The 17,517-nt window shown below is 39.9% G+C and carries 14 protein-coding genes; 13 read left to right on the top strand and 1 reads right to left on the bottom strand.

The annotated features are described in order from the left end of the window. Positions 1–11 precede the first annotated feature (11 nt). From LV85_RS04425 to LV85_RS04485, 13 genes are all read left to right on the top strand, one after another. A complete protein-coding gene (locus tag LV85_RS04425) occupies positions 12–1,367 on the top strand; it encodes an NAD(P)/FAD-dependent oxidoreductase (protein ID WP_111316979.1) in 1,356 nt (451 codons plus the stop codon). An 88-nt stretch (positions 1,368–1,455) separates the two neighbouring features. After that, on the top strand, positions 1,456–3,000 hold the full coding sequence (locus LV85_RS04430) for a 4Fe-4S binding protein (protein ID WP_111316980.1): 1,545 nt from the start codon (positions 1,456–1,458) through the stop codon (positions 2,998–3,000). Beyond that, positions 3,001–4,467: a cellulose synthase family protein gene (locus LV85_RS04435; protein ID WP_111316981.1), complete on the top strand. Its 1,467-nt coding sequence runs from the start codon at positions 3,001–3,003 to the stop codon at positions 4,465–4,467. A gap of 6 nt (positions 4,468–4,473) precedes the next feature. Beyond that, positions 4,474–5,166, top strand: a complete 693-nt coding sequence (locus LV85_RS04440) for a glycosyltransferase family 2 protein (RefSeq protein ID WP_111316982.1) — start codon at positions 4,474–4,476, stop codon at positions 5,164–5,166. A 37-nt stretch (positions 5,167–5,203) separates the two neighbouring features. Next, entirely contained in the window at positions 5,204–5,776 is a 573-nt protein-coding gene (locus LV85_RS04445; protein ID WP_111316983.1) for a hypothetical protein, read from the top strand. 179 nt (positions 5,777–5,955) lie between these two features. Next, complete coding sequence (locus LV85_RS04450) at positions 5,956–6,834, top strand: hypothetical protein (protein ID WP_146260428.1); 879 nt, start codon at positions 5,956–5,958, stop codon at positions 6,832–6,834. Then, positions 6,831–8,165: a glycosyltransferase 87 family protein gene (locus LV85_RS04455; protein WP_146260429.1), complete on the top strand. Its 1,335-nt coding sequence runs from the start codon at positions 6,831–6,833 to the stop codon at positions 8,163–8,165. Before LV85_RS04450 ends, LV85_RS04455 begins: the two co-directional genes overlap by 4 nt. Next, positions 8,162–8,890 carry a hypothetical protein gene (locus tag LV85_RS04460; protein ID WP_111316986.1) on the top strand — a complete coding sequence of 243 codons (729 nt, stop codon included), beginning with the start codon at positions 8,162–8,164 and terminating at the stop codon, positions 8,888–8,890. The genes LV85_RS04455 and LV85_RS04460 overlap by 4 nt, the downstream gene beginning before the upstream one ends. 46 nt (positions 8,891–8,936) lie before the next feature. Next, on the top strand, positions 8,937–9,686 hold the full coding sequence (locus LV85_RS04465; RefSeq protein ID WP_111316987.1) for a DUF6503 family protein: 750 nt from the start codon (positions 8,937–8,939) through the stop codon (positions 9,684–9,686). Positions 9,687–9,693: 7 nt separating this feature from the next. Then, positions 9,694–10,911 (top strand): bifunctional alpha/beta hydrolase/OsmC family protein, encoded by a 1,218-nt coding sequence (locus tag LV85_RS04470; RefSeq protein WP_111316988.1) that lies wholly within the window; start codon positions 9,694–9,696, stop codon positions 10,909–10,911. After that, complete coding sequence (locus tag LV85_RS04475) at positions 10,908–11,948, top strand: glycoside hydrolase family 113 (RefSeq protein ID WP_245942145.1); 1,041 nt, start codon at positions 10,908–10,910, stop codon at positions 11,946–11,948. The genes LV85_RS04470 and LV85_RS04475 overlap by 4 nt, the downstream gene beginning before the upstream one ends. A 139-nt stretch (positions 11,949–12,087) precedes the next feature. Next, positions 12,088–13,797, top strand: a complete 1,710-nt coding sequence (locus tag LV85_RS04480) for a hypothetical protein (RefSeq protein ID WP_111316989.1) — start codon at positions 12,088–12,090, stop codon at positions 13,795–13,797. A 29-nt stretch (positions 13,798–13,826) separates the two neighbouring features. After that, positions 13,827–15,800 (top strand): ATP-binding protein, encoded by a 1,974-nt coding sequence (locus tag LV85_RS04485; RefSeq protein ID WP_158531139.1) that lies wholly within the window; start codon positions 13,827–13,829, stop codon positions 15,798–15,800. Positions 15,801–15,814: 14 nt separating this feature from the next. Here LV85_RS04485 and LV85_RS04490 read toward each other — a convergent pair whose 3' ends face one another. Beyond that, positions 15,815–17,410 (bottom strand): hypothetical protein, encoded by a 1,596-nt coding sequence (locus LV85_RS04490; protein ID WP_146260430.1) that lies wholly within the window; start codon positions 17,408–17,410, stop codon positions 15,815–15,817. Positions 17,411–17,517: the final 107 nt, after the last annotated feature.

Raw genomic sequence — 17,517 nt, forward strand, 5'->3', positions numbered from 1 at the left:
ACCCCAACCCAATGAGTTCAAACCGCCATGTAGTCATCATCGGCAATGGAATAGCAGGTGTCACCTGTGCCAGACAGCTTCGTAAGCTGGATGATTCGGTCAGAATTACGCTGATATCAGGTGAGTCCAAATACTTTTTTTCAAGAACTGCCCTCATGTATGTGTTCATGGGGCACATGGAATTCAAGCATACACAGCCTTATGAAAATTGGTTTTGGGAGAAAAATAGGATTGAGCTAAAAGAAGCTTGGGTGAAATCAATTGATTACGCTGCTAAGAATCTACATTTCGAGTCTGGCGAAAATATGGGCTATGATGAACTTGTGATCGCCACAGGTTCTAAGCCGAATAAGTTTGGCTGGCCGGGTGAAGACCTACAAGGAGTACAGGGTTTGTATTCCAAACAAGATTTGGAGCTGATGGAAGAAAACACACATGAGGGTGTAAAGCGAGCAGTGATAGTAGGTGGAGGTTTGATCGGAATTGAGATGGCAGAAATGCTTGCTTATAAGAAGATTCCAGTAACTTTTTTGGTGAGAGAATCCAGCTTTTGGAGCAATGTACTTCCCAAAGAGGAATCAGAGCTAGTGGGCCGGCATATGCGAGAGCATCACATAGATTTGAGGTTAGGCGAAGAATTGAATGAAATTATCTCTGATCAGAATGCCCGTGTAAAAGCTATCAAAACGAAATCAGGTGAGGAGATTCAGTGTCAATTTGTAGGCCTCACGGCTGGTGTAAAGCCGAGTATTGACTTTCTCAGAAATACCGAATTGGGAGTTAATCGCGGCGTTAAGGTCAACTTTGGCTTCCAGACCAATATTCCAAATGTGTATTCCATAGGTGATTGCGCCGAGTTTCATGAGGCTCCGGCTTCTGACCGCAAGCAGGTAGAGCAAGTTTGGTATACTGGAAGGATGCATGGTGAGACCTTAGGGCATATTTTGGCTGGTAAAAAGATCACTTATAAACCAGGTATTTGGTTTAATTCAGCTAAGTTTCTGGATATAGAATATCAGACCTACGGCACGGTCCCAGCTAGCTGGGATGCTGAAAAAGTTAAGTCCTTTTATTGGGAGCATGCTGGAGGGAAAATCTCTTTTCGAATGCTAATGGACCTGCAGGACAAAATTCTCGGTGTGAATAATTTTGGTTTTCGGCTCAGACATGAGTTTTTCGATCAGGCGATCGGAGAAGCTTGGGATGGAGCTAAGGTGATTTCCAAACTCGATAAGGCCAACTTTGATCCGGAGTTTTTCGCGCCTTATTATATAGAAATTCAAAAGGCCTTTAAAGACCAATTCGGAGGAAATGTCAAAGTTTCCAAAAAATCATTTATCCAAAAATTATTCGGAGCAAGCGTATGAAATCGAACATGATGATTATGTCAAATGTAGGAATGATGAATAACCATGTGAGATTCCATGTGTCCTATAAAAATCAAATTATATACACATGAAAGTGATTCAAAGTTTAGGCATTCTATTGTTTTTGGTAGGCTTGACAGTCTTTACTGTGATGCCGTTTTTAGGAGATTACACACTCACTGAAGATCAAGTTTTAGCCAATACAAAGGATATCCATCAAGAGAAAATGGCTGAGATTCTTTCGCCTATGTATGGGGAGACTTATTCATCCAATTTCTCATTAATTTCTGCCTACAATGAGAATTTTAATGAATATAATGAAGCTCTAAAAGCTGAATCCAAATGGGATGATGTGATCTGGGACGATTATAGTTTGCCGCTGGCGCAAAGTTCACTGAGCAGTCCTGTACGGGATAACCCATGGTTATTCTTTGGTTTATCCATTGGCTTGGCTGTTTTGGGAGGACTGATGTACAATCTGCCCAAGTATCGTGGCGAACCAGCAGGAATCAAAAACAATGGGATTTTTCATTCTGCCATGAAAAATCGTGGCTGGATGGGAATGATTACGGGAGCCTATTTGATTCTTTTCTACATCATTTTGTATTGGTTTCCAGCCTATATCGTCAATCAAATCTGGATGGTAACTCCCCTCAGTATGCTTCTGAGCGGTAATCCTGCTAGTCAGTGGTTTCTCTATGGTACGATTTACACACTTGCCATCACAGTAATGGGAGTGAGGATGTTCAGAAAGTATAGAGGAAATAAATATCAGCAACTTCGCACGGCATCGGTGATGTTTTTCCAGACGGCTTTTGCATTTCTGATTCCCGAGATTTTGGTATTGCTGAATCAGCCTTACTTTGATTTCAAAAATATCTGGCCTCTGGATTACGATTTCTTCTACGATTATCAGATCGATACCTTCTTGAGTTCGGGGGGTGTTGGGATGTTTATGTTGATTTGGGGGATATTGCTCATTGTCATTGGCGTGCCGACTTTCACTTATTTCTTTGGGAAGCGATGGTATTGTTCCTGGGTTTGCGGCTGTGGTGGTTTGGCAGAAACGCTTGGAGATCCCTATCGCCAGCTTTCGGATAAGTCAGTGAAAGCATGGAAGTACGAGAGAGTTATCATTCACAGCGTTTTGGTGTTGGCGGTGGTGATGACGGCTTTGACCATTGTCAATTATTTTTCTGGCTTTGCACTTTTAGGGAATGTCACGAACCAATTACATTCGTTTTATGGTTTTGCCATTGGTTCGGTATTCGCGGGCGTGGTCGGAACAGGATTTTATCCTTTCATGGGAAACCGTGTTTGGTGTAGATTTGGCTGTCCACTGGCTGCCTATTTAGGCTTGGTTCAGCGCTTCAAATCACGATTCAGAATCACCACAAACGGCGGGCAGTGTATCTCCTGTGGCAATTGCTCTACGCATTGCGAGATGGGAATTGATGTTCGCTGGTATGCACAAAGAGGGCAGGAAATCGTGAGATCTAGCTGCGTAGGATGTGGAGTTTGTTCTTCAGTGTGTCCTCGTGGCGTACTGAATTTGGAAAATGGCCCAGAAGAAAATCGAATCAACGAAATGCCAATAATTATTGGAAATGATTCCATCAAGATAAATGCGTAAATGATCTTCTTATATATTTTGATTGGGATTTATGCCCTGGGAATGCTGTTTATTTTCCTTTACAGCCTTGCTCAAGGGCATTTGCTTTTGAGCTTTCTACGCTCAAAAAAGTACCTTGGAAAAGTGGCTCATCCTCACCCAGAGAGATGGCCGAAAGTCACCATTCAACTTCCTGTTTTCAATGAGTTGTATGTGGTGGATCGCCTGATTTCAGCTGTCGCCAAAATGAATTATCCTGCTGATTTACTTGAAATCCAAGTGTTGGATGATAGTACTGATCAGACTGCTGAGCTTATTCAGAAGAAGATAGCAGAGTTTCCTGAGATCAATTTTCAATACATTCATCGGACAGATAGAACTGGATTTAAAGCTGGAGCTTTGAAGGAAGGTTTGGCAAAAGCAAGCGGTGAATTCATTGCGATTTTTGACGCGGACTTTGTCCCTGATCCTGAATTTTTGCTAAAAACAATTCCTTATTTCTCTTCAGAAAAAGTAGGAATGGTGCAGACGCGATGGACACATTTGAATAAAAACTATTCTCTATTGACCCGCTTGCAGGCATTTGCTTTGGATGCACATTTTCTGATCGAGCAAATCGGTAGAAATAGTCAACATGCCTTTATCAATTTCAATGGGACTGGCGGCATTTGGCGCAAGTCCTGTATCATCGATGCGGGAGACTGGCAAGACGATACGCTTACAGAGGATTTGGATCTTAGTTATCGCGCGCAGCGCAAAGGATGGGAATTTGTCTACAGACCAGAAATTGAATCCCCAGCCGAGCTTCCACCTATTATGTCCGCAGTCAAGTCACAGCAGTTTCGCTGGACCAAAGGAGGAGCGGAGTGTGCTGGAAAGCATGCAATAGCAGTTTTGGGTGAAAATTTACCTTTTGGGATCAAGATCCATGCGATGGCACATTTGTTCAATAGCAGTCTTTTTATCGCAATCTTATTGGTGAGTTTAAGCAGCATTGGAGTTTGGTGGGCAGGAGTTCAAGGTTTGATTTCAGACAATCTCTTCAAAGTTGCTGGCCTGTTTATGATAGGTTTTGTCATTATCGCTGGTGTGTATTTGGTTGCGTATTTCTACGAAAAGAGAAGTTTTTGGAGAAGTCTATTTCAAGCGATTTATATGTTACCTCTATTCCTTTCTGTTTCTATGGGCTTGGCGTTGCACAATGCACAGGCAGTTTGGGAAGGACTTTCTGGTAAAAAATCACCCTTTATCCGTACGCCTAAGTTTAATATAGAAGGAGGTACAGGCTTGGAATCCAATAGCTATATCAAATTCAAAATTCCTGCAACTACTTGGATGGAAGGGATTTTAATGCTGGTTTTTTCAGGCATGGTTGGGCTTCATATTTATTGGGGCACCTTCGAGATGTTACCTTTTCACCTCATGCTCGCCGTAGGGTATGGCCTAGTTTTCTTTTCCTCTTTCAAAGCCTACAGTTTAGGTAAATAAGTTCTGATGCATAATCCTCCAATTATTGATGTAATCATCCCCGCATACAACGAGGAGAAGTCCATTCCAAAGGTGATCGGAGACGTTCCGGCAATTGTAAGGAATATAGTAGTTGCGAATAATAACTCAACTGATACCACTGGAAAAGTAGCAGAAGCAGCTGGTGCAAAAGTGGTTTTCGAGCCTCAGAAAGGCTATGGAAAAGCTTGTTTGACAGCGATGGATTGGATCAAAAAACAGGAAATTCAACCGGATATTGTAGTCTTTCTAGACGGGGATTACAGCGATTATCCAGAAGATTTACTTGATTTGATTCAGCCGATTTTGGATCAAAAAGCAGATATGGTCATAGGCTCCAGAGCTCTGGGAGAGCGGGAATCTGGCTCAATGACTTTTCCGCAGGTCTTTGGAAATTGGTTGGCAACAACGATGATGAAATATATGCAGGGCGCCAAATTCTCTGATTTGGGACCATTTCGGGCGATTGTTTGGTCAAAGTTGCTTGACTTGAATATGATCGATCAGAACTTTGGCTGGACTATAGAGATGCAGATCAAAGCGCATAAAGCAGGACTTCGGTATACGGAAGTACCCGTAAATTACCGCAAGCGTATAGGAGTATCCAAAGTCAGCGGAACGGTGAAAGGAGTGTTTGGAGCTGGGTATAAGATTATCTATACGATTTTTAGATATTGGTAATTTTTAGATATTGGGGAATTGTTGGCTGTTATAAAAAATGAAACGAATCATATTTAAAATAATAATTGGATTGGTGGCAGTCAATATTGTTACATATTGGTGGTTTTCAGAAAGTTCGAACCTACAAATAGTAAATGGTAAATATTTGGATTTTACTGAAAGACGGTTAGGTAGCAAATGGAATACAGATACAAGTGAACATATAATTGTTGCCTCATGCGGAGATGAATTTTTTAGGGACTTAAAACAATTTGAAAGAGCAGTCTGGAAGTCGAATCCAAAAGGCACCAATTATCCAATTGACCTTAAGGTAGATAATGATTTTTATCAATCGGTTTGGCAAGTAAATTATGATTTAGATGTTCTAGAAACAATTGGTATCCAAACAGATACTTTGAATTCTAGGACTTGTATCATTTATAAAGTATGCACGAAACGAACTATTGTTGGATTGATGAAACGAATTGAATATCAATACTTCTTTTCTAACTCTCCGACCGATTACCATATCATGTATTATAATAGACAAATGGAAACAAGCACACCCATTTATTTCTGGGTTTTAGGTTTTTGGGTTGAGTTTAATGGACAAATAACTTCTTTGAATTAAAAACAAAAGCTAACACAATCATTTAAGTAAGCTGGTGAAAAGGGAACTATATAACCATAAACTAACAGCAGACAAGAAAGTGCTTTCACAGCTCTTCTTCACACAGCGCAAACCGGGATAAGGATAAAGTGGCGAAACATATTTTAGACCTTCAACTGGATTTTAGTAATTTTATGAATATGAAAAATTTATTCAACCTCGGTCTAATTCTGTTCATATTCTCTTCCTGCAATTCCACAGGCAGAAAAGCCATTGATGAGGAGCAATTTGCTTCGCATTGGTATCAGAATAAAGCTGAGATTAATGTATTTGAGCTTAAGCAAATGCGATATGGTGAAGAGCGGGATGGCAATGCGGTAATGATCTTTGTGACGGAGGACTTTTCCAAACGCAAGCAGGTGAAGGTGGATGATCCTTCTGCTGCAGGAAAGGGAGCTATAAAGGTGATGAAGCTGAATATGACCCGGGATTTCGTAACGGGCGTATATCCTTACCACACGATGTTATCCGTTTTTACGCCAGTTTACGATGATCTGAGTTCGCCGAAAATCACTGCTTCTATGACCGAATGGTGTGGTCAGTCGTTTGCGCAGCTCAACTGGAAAAACAATAAGTACCAAGCCAAACTGTTCTCCTATTTCGAAATGGAAGGTGATCAGGAATTGGCGATCAGTTCAATGGCTGAGGATGAGATTTTCAACTTGATCCGATTAAATCCTGACCTCGTGCCTACAGGTCACAAGAAGTTGATTCCTAGTTTGATTTTTAATCGCTTCTCCCATATTCCACTTGATGCTGAAAGTGCCGTGATCTCTAAGAGAAAGACTGGCTCAAATCAGGCTGAGATTGAAGTGATTTATGAAGAAATCGGAAGAAAATTGCTGATCAAATATGTAGATGCTTTTCCATATGAAATCATGTCATGGCAAGAAACTCTAACCAAGGAGGACGGCACCGAGGAAGTGACTTCAGCAGTGCGAAAAAGTGTGCAAATGCTGGACTACTGGCGTAAAAATGGGCTTCAGGATGAGTCGTTTCGCAAAAGCTTGGGGCTTTGAGCAAATCGCTTAATCGGCTCTTTATTCCTCTGATCTGCCTGCTGATGGCAGTTGGGTTCTTCTGCTTGGCCTATTATATTCCGAGAGAAAATTTCGGGTTGACATTCACTGTCTATGCCTCTCTATTCGGAGGTATGTTGGCTATTTATTTTTTGAGTAAGCAGCTAAAATGGAAGTGGATCTTTATCGGAGGTTTGCTTATCCGACTTTCCCTGTTGATCGCCATTCCTAAATGGTCTGATGATTACCCACGATTTCTATGGGATGGGGAATTGGTGAAGATGAGCCAAAATCCTTATTTGGAAACACCTGAAGGTTGGCTTCAAAATCATTCAGAAAGCTCAAGTCCTTATTTGGAGAATCTATTTGAGCTAATGAATTCACCAGCGTATTTTTCAGTTTATCCCCCTTTGAATCAAGCGATATTTTACGTAGCCGCTTGGGGTGCAAACCTTGACACAAAGAGTGGGGTTCTGATATTACGAGTTATACTGCTTCTTGGAGAAATAGGCGTTTTCTTTCTGTTACGGAAGCTCTTCGAGCATTTTCAGCTTTTCTCAAAGAAGCTTATTCTTTATTGGTTGAATCCACTGGTGATCATGGAAATCACCGGGAATCTTCATTTTGAAGGCTTGGTGCTACTACTTTTGCTGGCTTCTGTTTTTGCGCTGAGTAAGAACAAAAATGCACTTTCAGGTGGGTTTTGGGGACTTTCTATTGGTATGAAATTACTGCCTTTTATGCTGATTCCTACACTCTTCTCTTTTGAGAAAACCAGAAAATCAAGGACATTTTGGCTAGGTTCGTTCATTGCCATAGCAGCTAGCTTTGGATGGCTTTTGATCGATAATTCCTGGGTTCATTTTCTCCAAAGCTTAAAACTTTACCAAGGCAAATTTGAATTCAATGCATCAATTTATTACCTGCTTCGGGAAGTTGGTTTTTGGGTGAAAGGTTATAATGTCATCGGGGAATTGACGCCAATTCTGAGCGGAATCACGCTGATGGGAATTCTTTATTTTTCTTGGAAGAAGAGACCTCAAAACCTTTTGCAACTCACGGATCTCTGGGTATTGATCTATTTGGTTTATCTGATTTTTCAGCCAATAGTTCATCCTTGGTATCTGATTCCTGCCTTTGGCTTGAGTTTGTTTACTGATAAAAAAGCCTTTCTGATTTGGACTTACGCAGTGATATTTTCGTACCAAGCCTATGGTGATCCTAATTATCAAGAAAATCCAATTTTCCTTTTCTTAGAATATTCCATGCTAGCAATAGCTATATACTGGGACTATTTTAGATCATCTACCAAATCTCTTTTAGCCAAATGAATTATAAATCTCTACTTTCTTTTCTTTTATCCCTATTCTTTTTCTCCTGTACGCCCAGTCCAGAAAAGCAAGCCCTGGAACTCATCGATAAGTCAATCGAAGCGCATCAGCTTTCCAAAAATTGGGAGGATGTTTCTACTATCAAATTCAAAAAATGGACACGCTTGCTCGATGAGAATGGAGCGATAGAAAGCGAATCTGAGCAATGGGTGGAATTTCGCCTGAAACCATATTTCGAAGCAAAGTTGACTTGGACAACAGACAGCGTACTGCATGTGGCTAATTTTAACGGAAGTAGAATGAGCTATCAAATGGGAGCGAATACTATCCAAAATGAGGGTTTTTTGAAAGCGAAAAGAGCTGAAATTGATGCTGCTCACTTTGCTTTTGCGCAGCCATGGAATCTGATCGATGAAAATGCTAATGTGACTTATGAAGGGCAGAAGAGACTAGAAGACGGTAAATCTGTAGCGTCAATTCGTGTGGATTATGGGCCAGATTCGGATGTCTGGTGGTTTTACTTTGATCCAATTTCATCTCAATTGGTCGCAAATGAACTCCATGCGAAGGATCATAAAAGTCTGATCGAAAATACTTCTTACGACAATTCAACAGGGTTATTGTTGGCAAAGGAGCGTAAAAGCTTTAGAATAGATGATGAAGGTAAAAAGCAGTTTTTGCGGGCGGAATATTTATATTCTGACTACGAACTAACTTTTGAATAAGTGGAGGATAACTTCCGGAAAATTAGAATTATTAAAATTTAGAAATATGAGATTACAATTCCTCTTTGGGTTCTTATTTGGATTAACAGTTTTTACTTCATGTGACTCGCGAACTGAAGCTGAGAAAATCGTCGACAAGGCGATCGAAGTCTATGGTGGAGATATTTATAGTAATTCAAAAGTTGAATTTGACTTTAGAGATATTCATTACACTATTTTTAAAACTGAAGATCGCTTTGAATATGTCCGTGAGTTTTCGGATTCTACAGGGAATGTAAAAGACCTGCTTAATAATGATGGTTTTGTCAGAACTGTGAATGGAGCTAAGATCGATACACTTTCTGAAGAGTGGATTGGAAAATACTCCCGTTCGGTCAATTCTGTTGCTTATTTTGCATATCTCCCTTATGGGTTAAATGATCCCTCGGTATTTAAGACCTCTTTGGGTGAAACGGAGATTGATGGAGAGAAATACGATCTGATCAAAGTGACTTTCGCTGAGGAAGGAGGGGGAGAGGATTATGATGATGAGTTTTTGTATTGGATAGGTGCTGAGGATTCGCTAATAGATTATATGGCCTACAGCTATCACACAGATGGTGGTGGAGTGAGAATGCGTGAGGTGAGTACGGTGCAGGAAGTTGGTGGAATTCGCTTTCAAAACTACCTGAATCTCAAGCCAGCCGATGAATCGGTATCTGTAGAAAAGATGCAGGAGCTTTACGAAGCTGGAGAATTAGAGCTACTTTCAGAGATAAACCTGGAAAATATCAAAGTTCAACCCTTGGATAAATAATCTGAAAATGAACCCAAAACGACTGAAATTTAAAAATAGAAATGGTTTGGAGCTCGCGGCACATTTGTATTTGCCGGCGGATCAAAAACCAAGTTTTTATGCTCTTTTTGCGCACTGCTTTACCTGCTCCAAAAACTTCTCAGCTGTCACTCGTATTTGTACTGCATTGTCCCAAAATGGGATAGCCTGTTTAAGTTTTGATTTTACAGGACTTGGAATGAGTGAGGGAGAGTTTTCAGAATCTTCTTTTAGTGGCAATGTGAGTGATTTATTGGATGCGGCAGATTTCCTTACGCAAGAATATCAAGCTCCTAAAATGCTTATCGGCCATTCTCTTGGTGGAGCCGCGGTATTGTATGCTGCTGCTGAGATGGCAGAAGTTAAAGCTGTAGTGACGATAGGCGCTCCTGCGTTTCCTGGGCATATCCGTCATTTATTCTTAGATAGTATTGAAGAGATTGAGAAAAATGGCATTGCCAAAGTTAACATTGGAGGCAGACCATTTCATATCAGTCAAAGTTTTGTAGATGATTTGGAGCAAAAACCCTTGGCTACTTTTTTGAAAAAGCTAAGGAAGTCTCTCCTCATTATGCATTCTCCTCAGGATGATATTGTGGGTGTTGAAAATGCAGCGGAGATATATAATGCTGCCATGCATCCCAAAAGTTTTATCTCATTAGATGGAGCAACCCACTTAGTTTCCAATCCTAAAGACAGCGAATACATAGCGGAGGTGATTGGGAGTTGGTCTAAACGCTATGTGGTAGTAGAGGAAGAAAAGCAGCTGAATGATACACGTGGTAATCAGGTTTTCGTGCGGCTGTCTGGAGAGAAATACACTACTGAAGTGATGACTCCGAATCATCATTTGATCGCAGATGAGCCATCGGAGGTCGGAGGCGCTGATTTGGGGCCAAATCCTTATGACTTGCTGATGGCTTCACTTGGAAGCTGTACAGCGATGACATTGAAAATGTACGCGGAGCGTAAGAAATGGCCTTTGGAACAAGTTTCCGTATTTCTCAATCATGAGAAAGTTCACTTAGCTGATAGTGAAAACCCGGACGAATCATCAGCGAAAGTCAGCCAATTTACCCGAATTATAGAAATTGAAGGTGATCTCGATGCGGATCAAAGACAAAGGCTGCTGGAGATATCCAACAAATGTCCCGTTCACAAAACGCTTCAGGAGGAAATCGTCATTCAAACCATGCTTTCAAAATGAAATCATCTACCCAGCGTCTCTATCTATTTAGCTCAGTTAGTGTAATACTCCTATTTGGATTGAGTTGGTGGTTTATTCCCGAACAGGCTTCTTTGGTTGTTCAGGAAAAATGGAAAGGGGTATGCTGGGTTGGGACTAGGTCTCCACTTTTAGGACCCGAATTAGAAGCTTTAAAGGCTACTGGAGCAGATGCGCTTTCGCAAACGCCCTTTGGGTTTCAAAATGACAAAAACTTGCCTGAGATGCGCTGGTCTAAAGGCAATGAAGGGAATTGGTGGGGTGAGTCTACAAATGGGATTAAGGCTACTTTTGATTCATCAGCAAGACATGAAATAATGAATATGCTGAAACCCCATATTTGGATCCGAGGAAGTTGGCCTGGGGAGATAGATATGAAAAGCGAAGAAGATTGGAAGACTTGGTTTGCCAATTATGAGGGATTTATTCTTGACTATGCTAGAATGGCTGAAGAGCTGCAAATTCCTATGCTCTGTGTGGGTACTGAACTTGAGCTGACATCTAAGAGAGAAGATGATTGGAGAAAAATTATTGCAGCCGTTAGAAAAGTCTATTCAGGCAAATTGACCTATGCTGCTAATTTCACTGAATACGAGCACGTGAAGTTCTGGGACGCCTTGGATTACATCGGTATTCAGGCATATTTCCCACTTTCAACCAAAGAAGATCCAAGCCTTTCGGATCTCAAATCTGGCTGGAAAAAGAACTTGTCGAACATTAATAAGGTGGTAAGAAAGTACCAGAAGCCTGTAATGTTCACTGAGATTGGATATTGCAATACAGTAGACGCTGCGGTGGAGCCATGGGTCTGGCCAAATGAGCGTAGGGAAACTGAATTGTCTGAGGAAATGCAGGCACTTTGCTATGAAGCATTTTTTGAAACGGCCTGGGAAGAACCATGGATGGCTGGTGTGTTCTTCTGGAAATGGTATCCAGATGGAAAACATAGGAATCCAGATTTTACTCCTCAGGGAAAGCAAGCAGAAAAAGTGATGCAGAAATATTTTTCTATGGATTGAATTCTAAAAGCTAGAATCCATAACTTAAGACTATTCTAATGAGATGATTACACACTAAAAGTTCTAGTTTTTTGAATAAATTCCTGTTGAGTTGTGTATTGAAATTCAACAGAATTATTCGTTACAAATTATTTAGTCTATGCAAACCTTTCGGATTTTTATCGCCTCCTCCAGTGAACTTAAAGATGACAGAGAGAAGTTTGAGCTATTTATAGGTAGGCAAAATAACTTATTGAGTCGAAGAGGGATTCGTTTAGAGGTAGTATTATGGGAGTTTTTTCCGGATTCGATTTCATCGACGCGCCTTCAGGATGAATACAATGAAGCGATCCGAAAAAGTGATTTCGTCGTTTGCCTCTTCTTTACCAAAGTGGGTATGTACACTGCTGAGGAGTTTAATATCGCATACGAAATGTTTAAAGCCCAAGGCAAGCCTAGAATTTGGACCTATTTCAAAACGGGAGATGTCGCTATTGATTCTATAAACCAGGCAGATATTAAATCCTTAGATGAATTTAAAAATAGACTCAAGGAATTGGGTCACTTTTTCACTCAATATACATCCGCCGCCGATCTAATAAGTCAGTATGGGGATCAGTTGGATATGATTTTGCCTCAATATGGAGGTGACTCAGATCATAAAACTTCTGCCTCAGGAGACTCTGTTCATGAAAAAACTGGACCTGAGCACATTGAAAACACTTTCAATCAGTTGCTTACTTCTAGATTAATCACTGCGATAAGCCAGTACAGTAAGAAAGCAGCGGGTTTTTTGGCGGCCAATCCTAGTTGGGCTGAAAATGAAGATTTGGTGAAAACTGCCAAGCGAATCATTATCAGTGAGTATGTTGGGGTAATAGGCAGTCAGATACGTAAGTTGATGGCTATTGGGGCACTGGCTTTTTCCGAAACCAAAATGGTGCGTTATCTGGAGAATAGCCAAGCCACAGCAAAAAGAGGATTGCAACTTATTTGCTATTCGTTGATTTCCGCGCTTTGGGATCATCAGGTAGTGAAAAAGGTTGAATTTTCCTCCTCACAAAAAGATGTGCTTATTAAGTTTTTTAGAAATGCTGCTGAAGAAGATGTGCTAGGCTTTGCGGAATTACTCAAACATTTACTAGAAATATATTCAGAGAACAAACTGGAGTTTCTTATTTCTGAATCGATGGAATTGCTTCCAAAACTTCAGGAAGGAAGCGAGTTTATCACTGCTTGCTCACAATTGAATGACTTATCGACGTTGTTGAAAGGTTCTACTTTCCAACTCGAAGACTGCCAAGCCGCTGAGAAAAATGTGACTATTGTGTTAGAAAGTTTAAGTTTCTTGGCACAATACCGTATGATTTCTATCAATGAGATAGATTTTAATCAGCAGCGGAATGATCAAGAAGGTTTGTATTTGCATAATTACACCTTGCTAATAGGAGAAAGACTGGCCAATGACAACAGCCAAAGTAATGTGCGTAGAGAATCCTCACCGGTTATTTCCCATGCGGTGATTATTTTCAAGGATAATTATAGAAAGAATATAAATCTTGATCCTTTTATCATTGATTTCAATGGTTTGAAACTGGATGGTGGATCCAAAATTTGTTTTTACTCCCATGCCAACACCTTTGATGATCAGAATCTTAACTATAATTTTATAGAAGATGACAACAAACAGGTCATCTGCAAATCAGCGAATCCTAAACCAAACGTATCCAACTTAAATGCGCTTAATAGATGGCTTTCTATAAAAGCCAATCGAATTGACATGAACTTCGATAAGGTTTATAGCTTGTTTTACGAAGCCAAAAAAACATTGACTGGCCTTGAGGACGAAGTTGAAGAAGACTCCTTTTAATTTTTTGTAATTCACTAATGGTAAACCCTATGAAAAAGTATCCTTTTAAATTTCTTGATTCCTATCAGAGAGAAGATAGAGGCGTGTTTTTTGGAAGGGATGAGGAGATCAATGCTTTGTACGAAATGGTGTTTCAGTCAGCCACAGTTCTAGTCTATGGAGCCTCTGGTACAGGGAAAACAAGTTTGATCAACTGTGGATTGGCGGGTAAGTTTCAGCCGCATGATTGGCACGATTTGATGATTCGAAGAGGTGCTGATATCAATGATTCCTTGGTGTCGGTATTGGAGCAAGCAGGTGGTAAGATTGAGAAAGGATTTGATGAAACCCAGTATACCGATGAATGGGATTCAGATAGCGAAATGAGAGAGCAGGAATTATCCTCGATAAGTAAATCAATCCAGGCAGTTTATCAGAAATCCTTTCGCCCTGTTTATTTGATTTTTGACCAGTTTGAAGAGCTTTTTATCCTTGGTTCAATTTCCGAACAGGAGATTTTTATTGACACTGTCAATGGGATTCTTCAGTCAGCACAGCCTGTCAAATTGATTTTTTCTATCAGAGAAGAATATTTGGGTCATTTATTCGAATTTGAAAAGGCGATACCTCAACTCATGCGCAAGAAGCTGAGGGTAGAACCAATGAATCTTGAAAAAGTGCAGCAGGTAATTATTGGTGCAGCGGCATTTGAGGGATCAAATATTTCAATTAAAGAAGGAGAGGAATATGCTGTGGCTGAAAGTATCTTTCATAAGATCAAAGGAGATAAGAAATCACTTACGATTCAATTGCCTTTTTTGCAGGTATTTTTAGACAAGCTTTACCTGAATATCACGGCTGATAAAGAGCGTGAAACACCAGCCGAGTTTACATTGGAAAAAGTAAATGAAATGGGAGAGATTGGAGATATCCTGAGCAATTTTCTGGAAGAACAGGTTGCTGATATTGCTAAAGAATTGAAAGAAAAATACTCAAGTCTAAATCCTGAGCTTATCTGGAAAATACTTTCTCCCTTTGCTACCTTGGAGGGGACTAAAGATCCGATTTCTAAGAAGGAATTATTTGACCGTCTACCTGATTTAGATCGGGGGATGGTGGATGATGTGGTAGAAGCTTTTTCCCATAATAGGCTGCTCCGCTACAATGAAAACACGGATACCTTCGAGATTGCTCATGATTCACTAGCCAAACCCATTGCAGAAAAGAGAAGCATTGAGGAAACCGCTTTGCTTGAAATTAAGCGCTTGGTCAAAAGTCAGGTGGGAGTAAAGCAGGAGGCACGAGAGTTTTTTACTGAGAAGCAACTTATCTATATCGAGCCATATTTGGCCAAGTTCAAACAAAGTGATGAAGAGAGTAATTGGATAGTAAAAAGCAAAGAATCCCTCAAGCAAGAGAAGCAAAAAGAAGCCAAGCAGAAATACGATGATTTGGTGAAAAGTAAGAAGGCCATGTTTCTGAAAATTGCTGTAGGGGTCTTTGTAATTTTGGCTGCAGTTTTTGTTTTCTTAGGAATCAAAGCCAAACAAAGTGAGAATTTGGCTCAAGAGGAAAAAGCAAAAGCCCAAGTTGCCGAAGATTACTCAAAAGAATTGCTTAGGCTGGTGATACGTGGAAGAGGGCCAGATTATAAAAATCTCTCCGATGAGCAAATAGAAGCTATTATTCATAGGGAAAGAACCTATCCACTCGATAGTTTGATTGAAATTAAAGCCTCAGTGAGTCCTTCTAATGCAGGAGGACCAAATAGGAATTATACTATGTGGTTGGATATGCCTTCATTCAGAAAAGATGAGATTCAAGAAGTCCAGTATAATTTCTGTCAAGGATTTATAGATCGCCAACGGATTTCCAGAGATCCTACCTCTTCCTTTTCTATTGGCTACCTAGGTTATGGTTTTTGTCCCACTATGAAAATAGATATCATCCCATTTCAAGGAGATACAATCCACCGATATTTTTCTTTTGAGGAGTATTTCGAAAACAACCCGCTTTTAGATTAATAGTCAAATTTTGCCTAGTCAATAATCTTGCTCAATCCAGCATTTTTCAAATGATCTTGTACTGATAGTTTTCCACTGAGATCCAGTTCGGGAACTTCACCTATGTCATTTTGATGGAAGTGGTATACAAAAATCGAAAGGACCTTAGTTGGCAAACTAACGTTTCTCAATTCTGCAGGAAGCCTATCATAACTGTTTTGGAGAATTTCTTCAGCAAAACCTGCCGTCATGGCTTCATTACTCATGGTAGCTGATTGAGATGCAATGATGAAGGCAAACATTCTGTACTCGGATTCCACATCAAAAAACATGGATTTGAAAATCTCATAATAGGAAAATTTCCCATTTCCACCGAGGTTTTTGATAAAGCGGTTAGAGGAAGAGACAGCAGTACCGTTAAGGTTGAATTTCTCCAAACTTGTAGTCAGCGCAAAGCCATCCATGTCATAATAATAGTGAACTTGGTTTTTGTAGCCTGCAGTTGTGAAAACACTCATTAAAGACCTATCTACCTGGTTTAGGGTATTCAAGCTTGGCTTAAACTGATTTATGATGGAATCGGCTGAGGCTAATGGTGCAGGGTTGGGGAAGAAGTATTGTTTATAGTTGCCGCCGGATATTTCCATCATGATTCCTGGAGCACTGGGGTGGACCAATTCTTTTACATTCTTGTCTCGAGGGAATTTACGTTCGATCTCATCAAGCAGTATCGCACATACCCTAGGGTTTAACTCCTCTCTTATGAATTGATCACCAATTGTTTCAAGTTTAAGTTCTAGGAAATCATCATAAGCCTCATACAAAATTGTTTTATTGAAATTCCGTGGAACTTGAACTTTGGGTGATGCCAGGTATTTTAATTGCAAATATCTTGAAATCAAATCCAACTTTGAATCGATGGTGTATTCGGGGGTAATGAAAGTTGAACTTTGAAAAGGAAAGACGTCCAACTCAGCTTTGTTTCTGAGGATTGCCGTACTAAGAGGCATATCGTAGATTCTTGCAAAATAGGTGAGGGAGTCGATATCAGTTTTTTCAGGACTGCTTGACCTCTTGAAAATCCTTTTAAAATCTGGGTAAATATCCTCATTAAATAACCTGTTGAACTGATCCTTTAATTTCCTGATTTCAAATAATAACCTATAATTTGAGACTTGGTCGAAGCTGATTATTTCATATAGATTGTTCTTTCCATTAGCGAATGTTTGGTATTCATCAATTTTAGCAGAATTGTAGGCTTGAATAGATTCATCAAATATACTTTTCAATCTTCTTAAACCGCTTCGATTGTACACTTCTCGTTGTTGAGAAAGTAATTTCGATCTGTTTAAGAAATACAGAGAATTGGTAAACTGGTAAAGGCTGTGGTTTTTTTCAATAAATGATTTGTCATTGATTTTGCTGAGCTCATTCTCCTCGAAGGCAAGGATTTTTGAGATTCTCTCCTTACTAAGTGTGTCAAAATAAGTTTCTGTTAAATACAGATTCATGTAAGCCTGAGCCAAAGTAATGGTGTCGTTATTGGTTGTTTGAAGGTTTCCTTGAGCCAATACTTCGTTTAGAGAAAATGGCATCATGAAAAAAAATAGTAAGTATATGAAAAGTTTCATTTCGCTAGATTTGATAATCACCGACTTCTGAGAAATCTCAAGAATAAAAATCTTGTCGAGATTCATTTGTTTCTTATTTCAATATACATTTAAAATACGGGATCTTC

The organism is Algoriphagus chordae (assembly GCF_003254055.1).
Classification (GTDB): Bacteria; Bacteroidota; Bacteroidia; order Cytophagales; family Cyclobacteriaceae; genus Algoriphagus; species Algoriphagus chordae.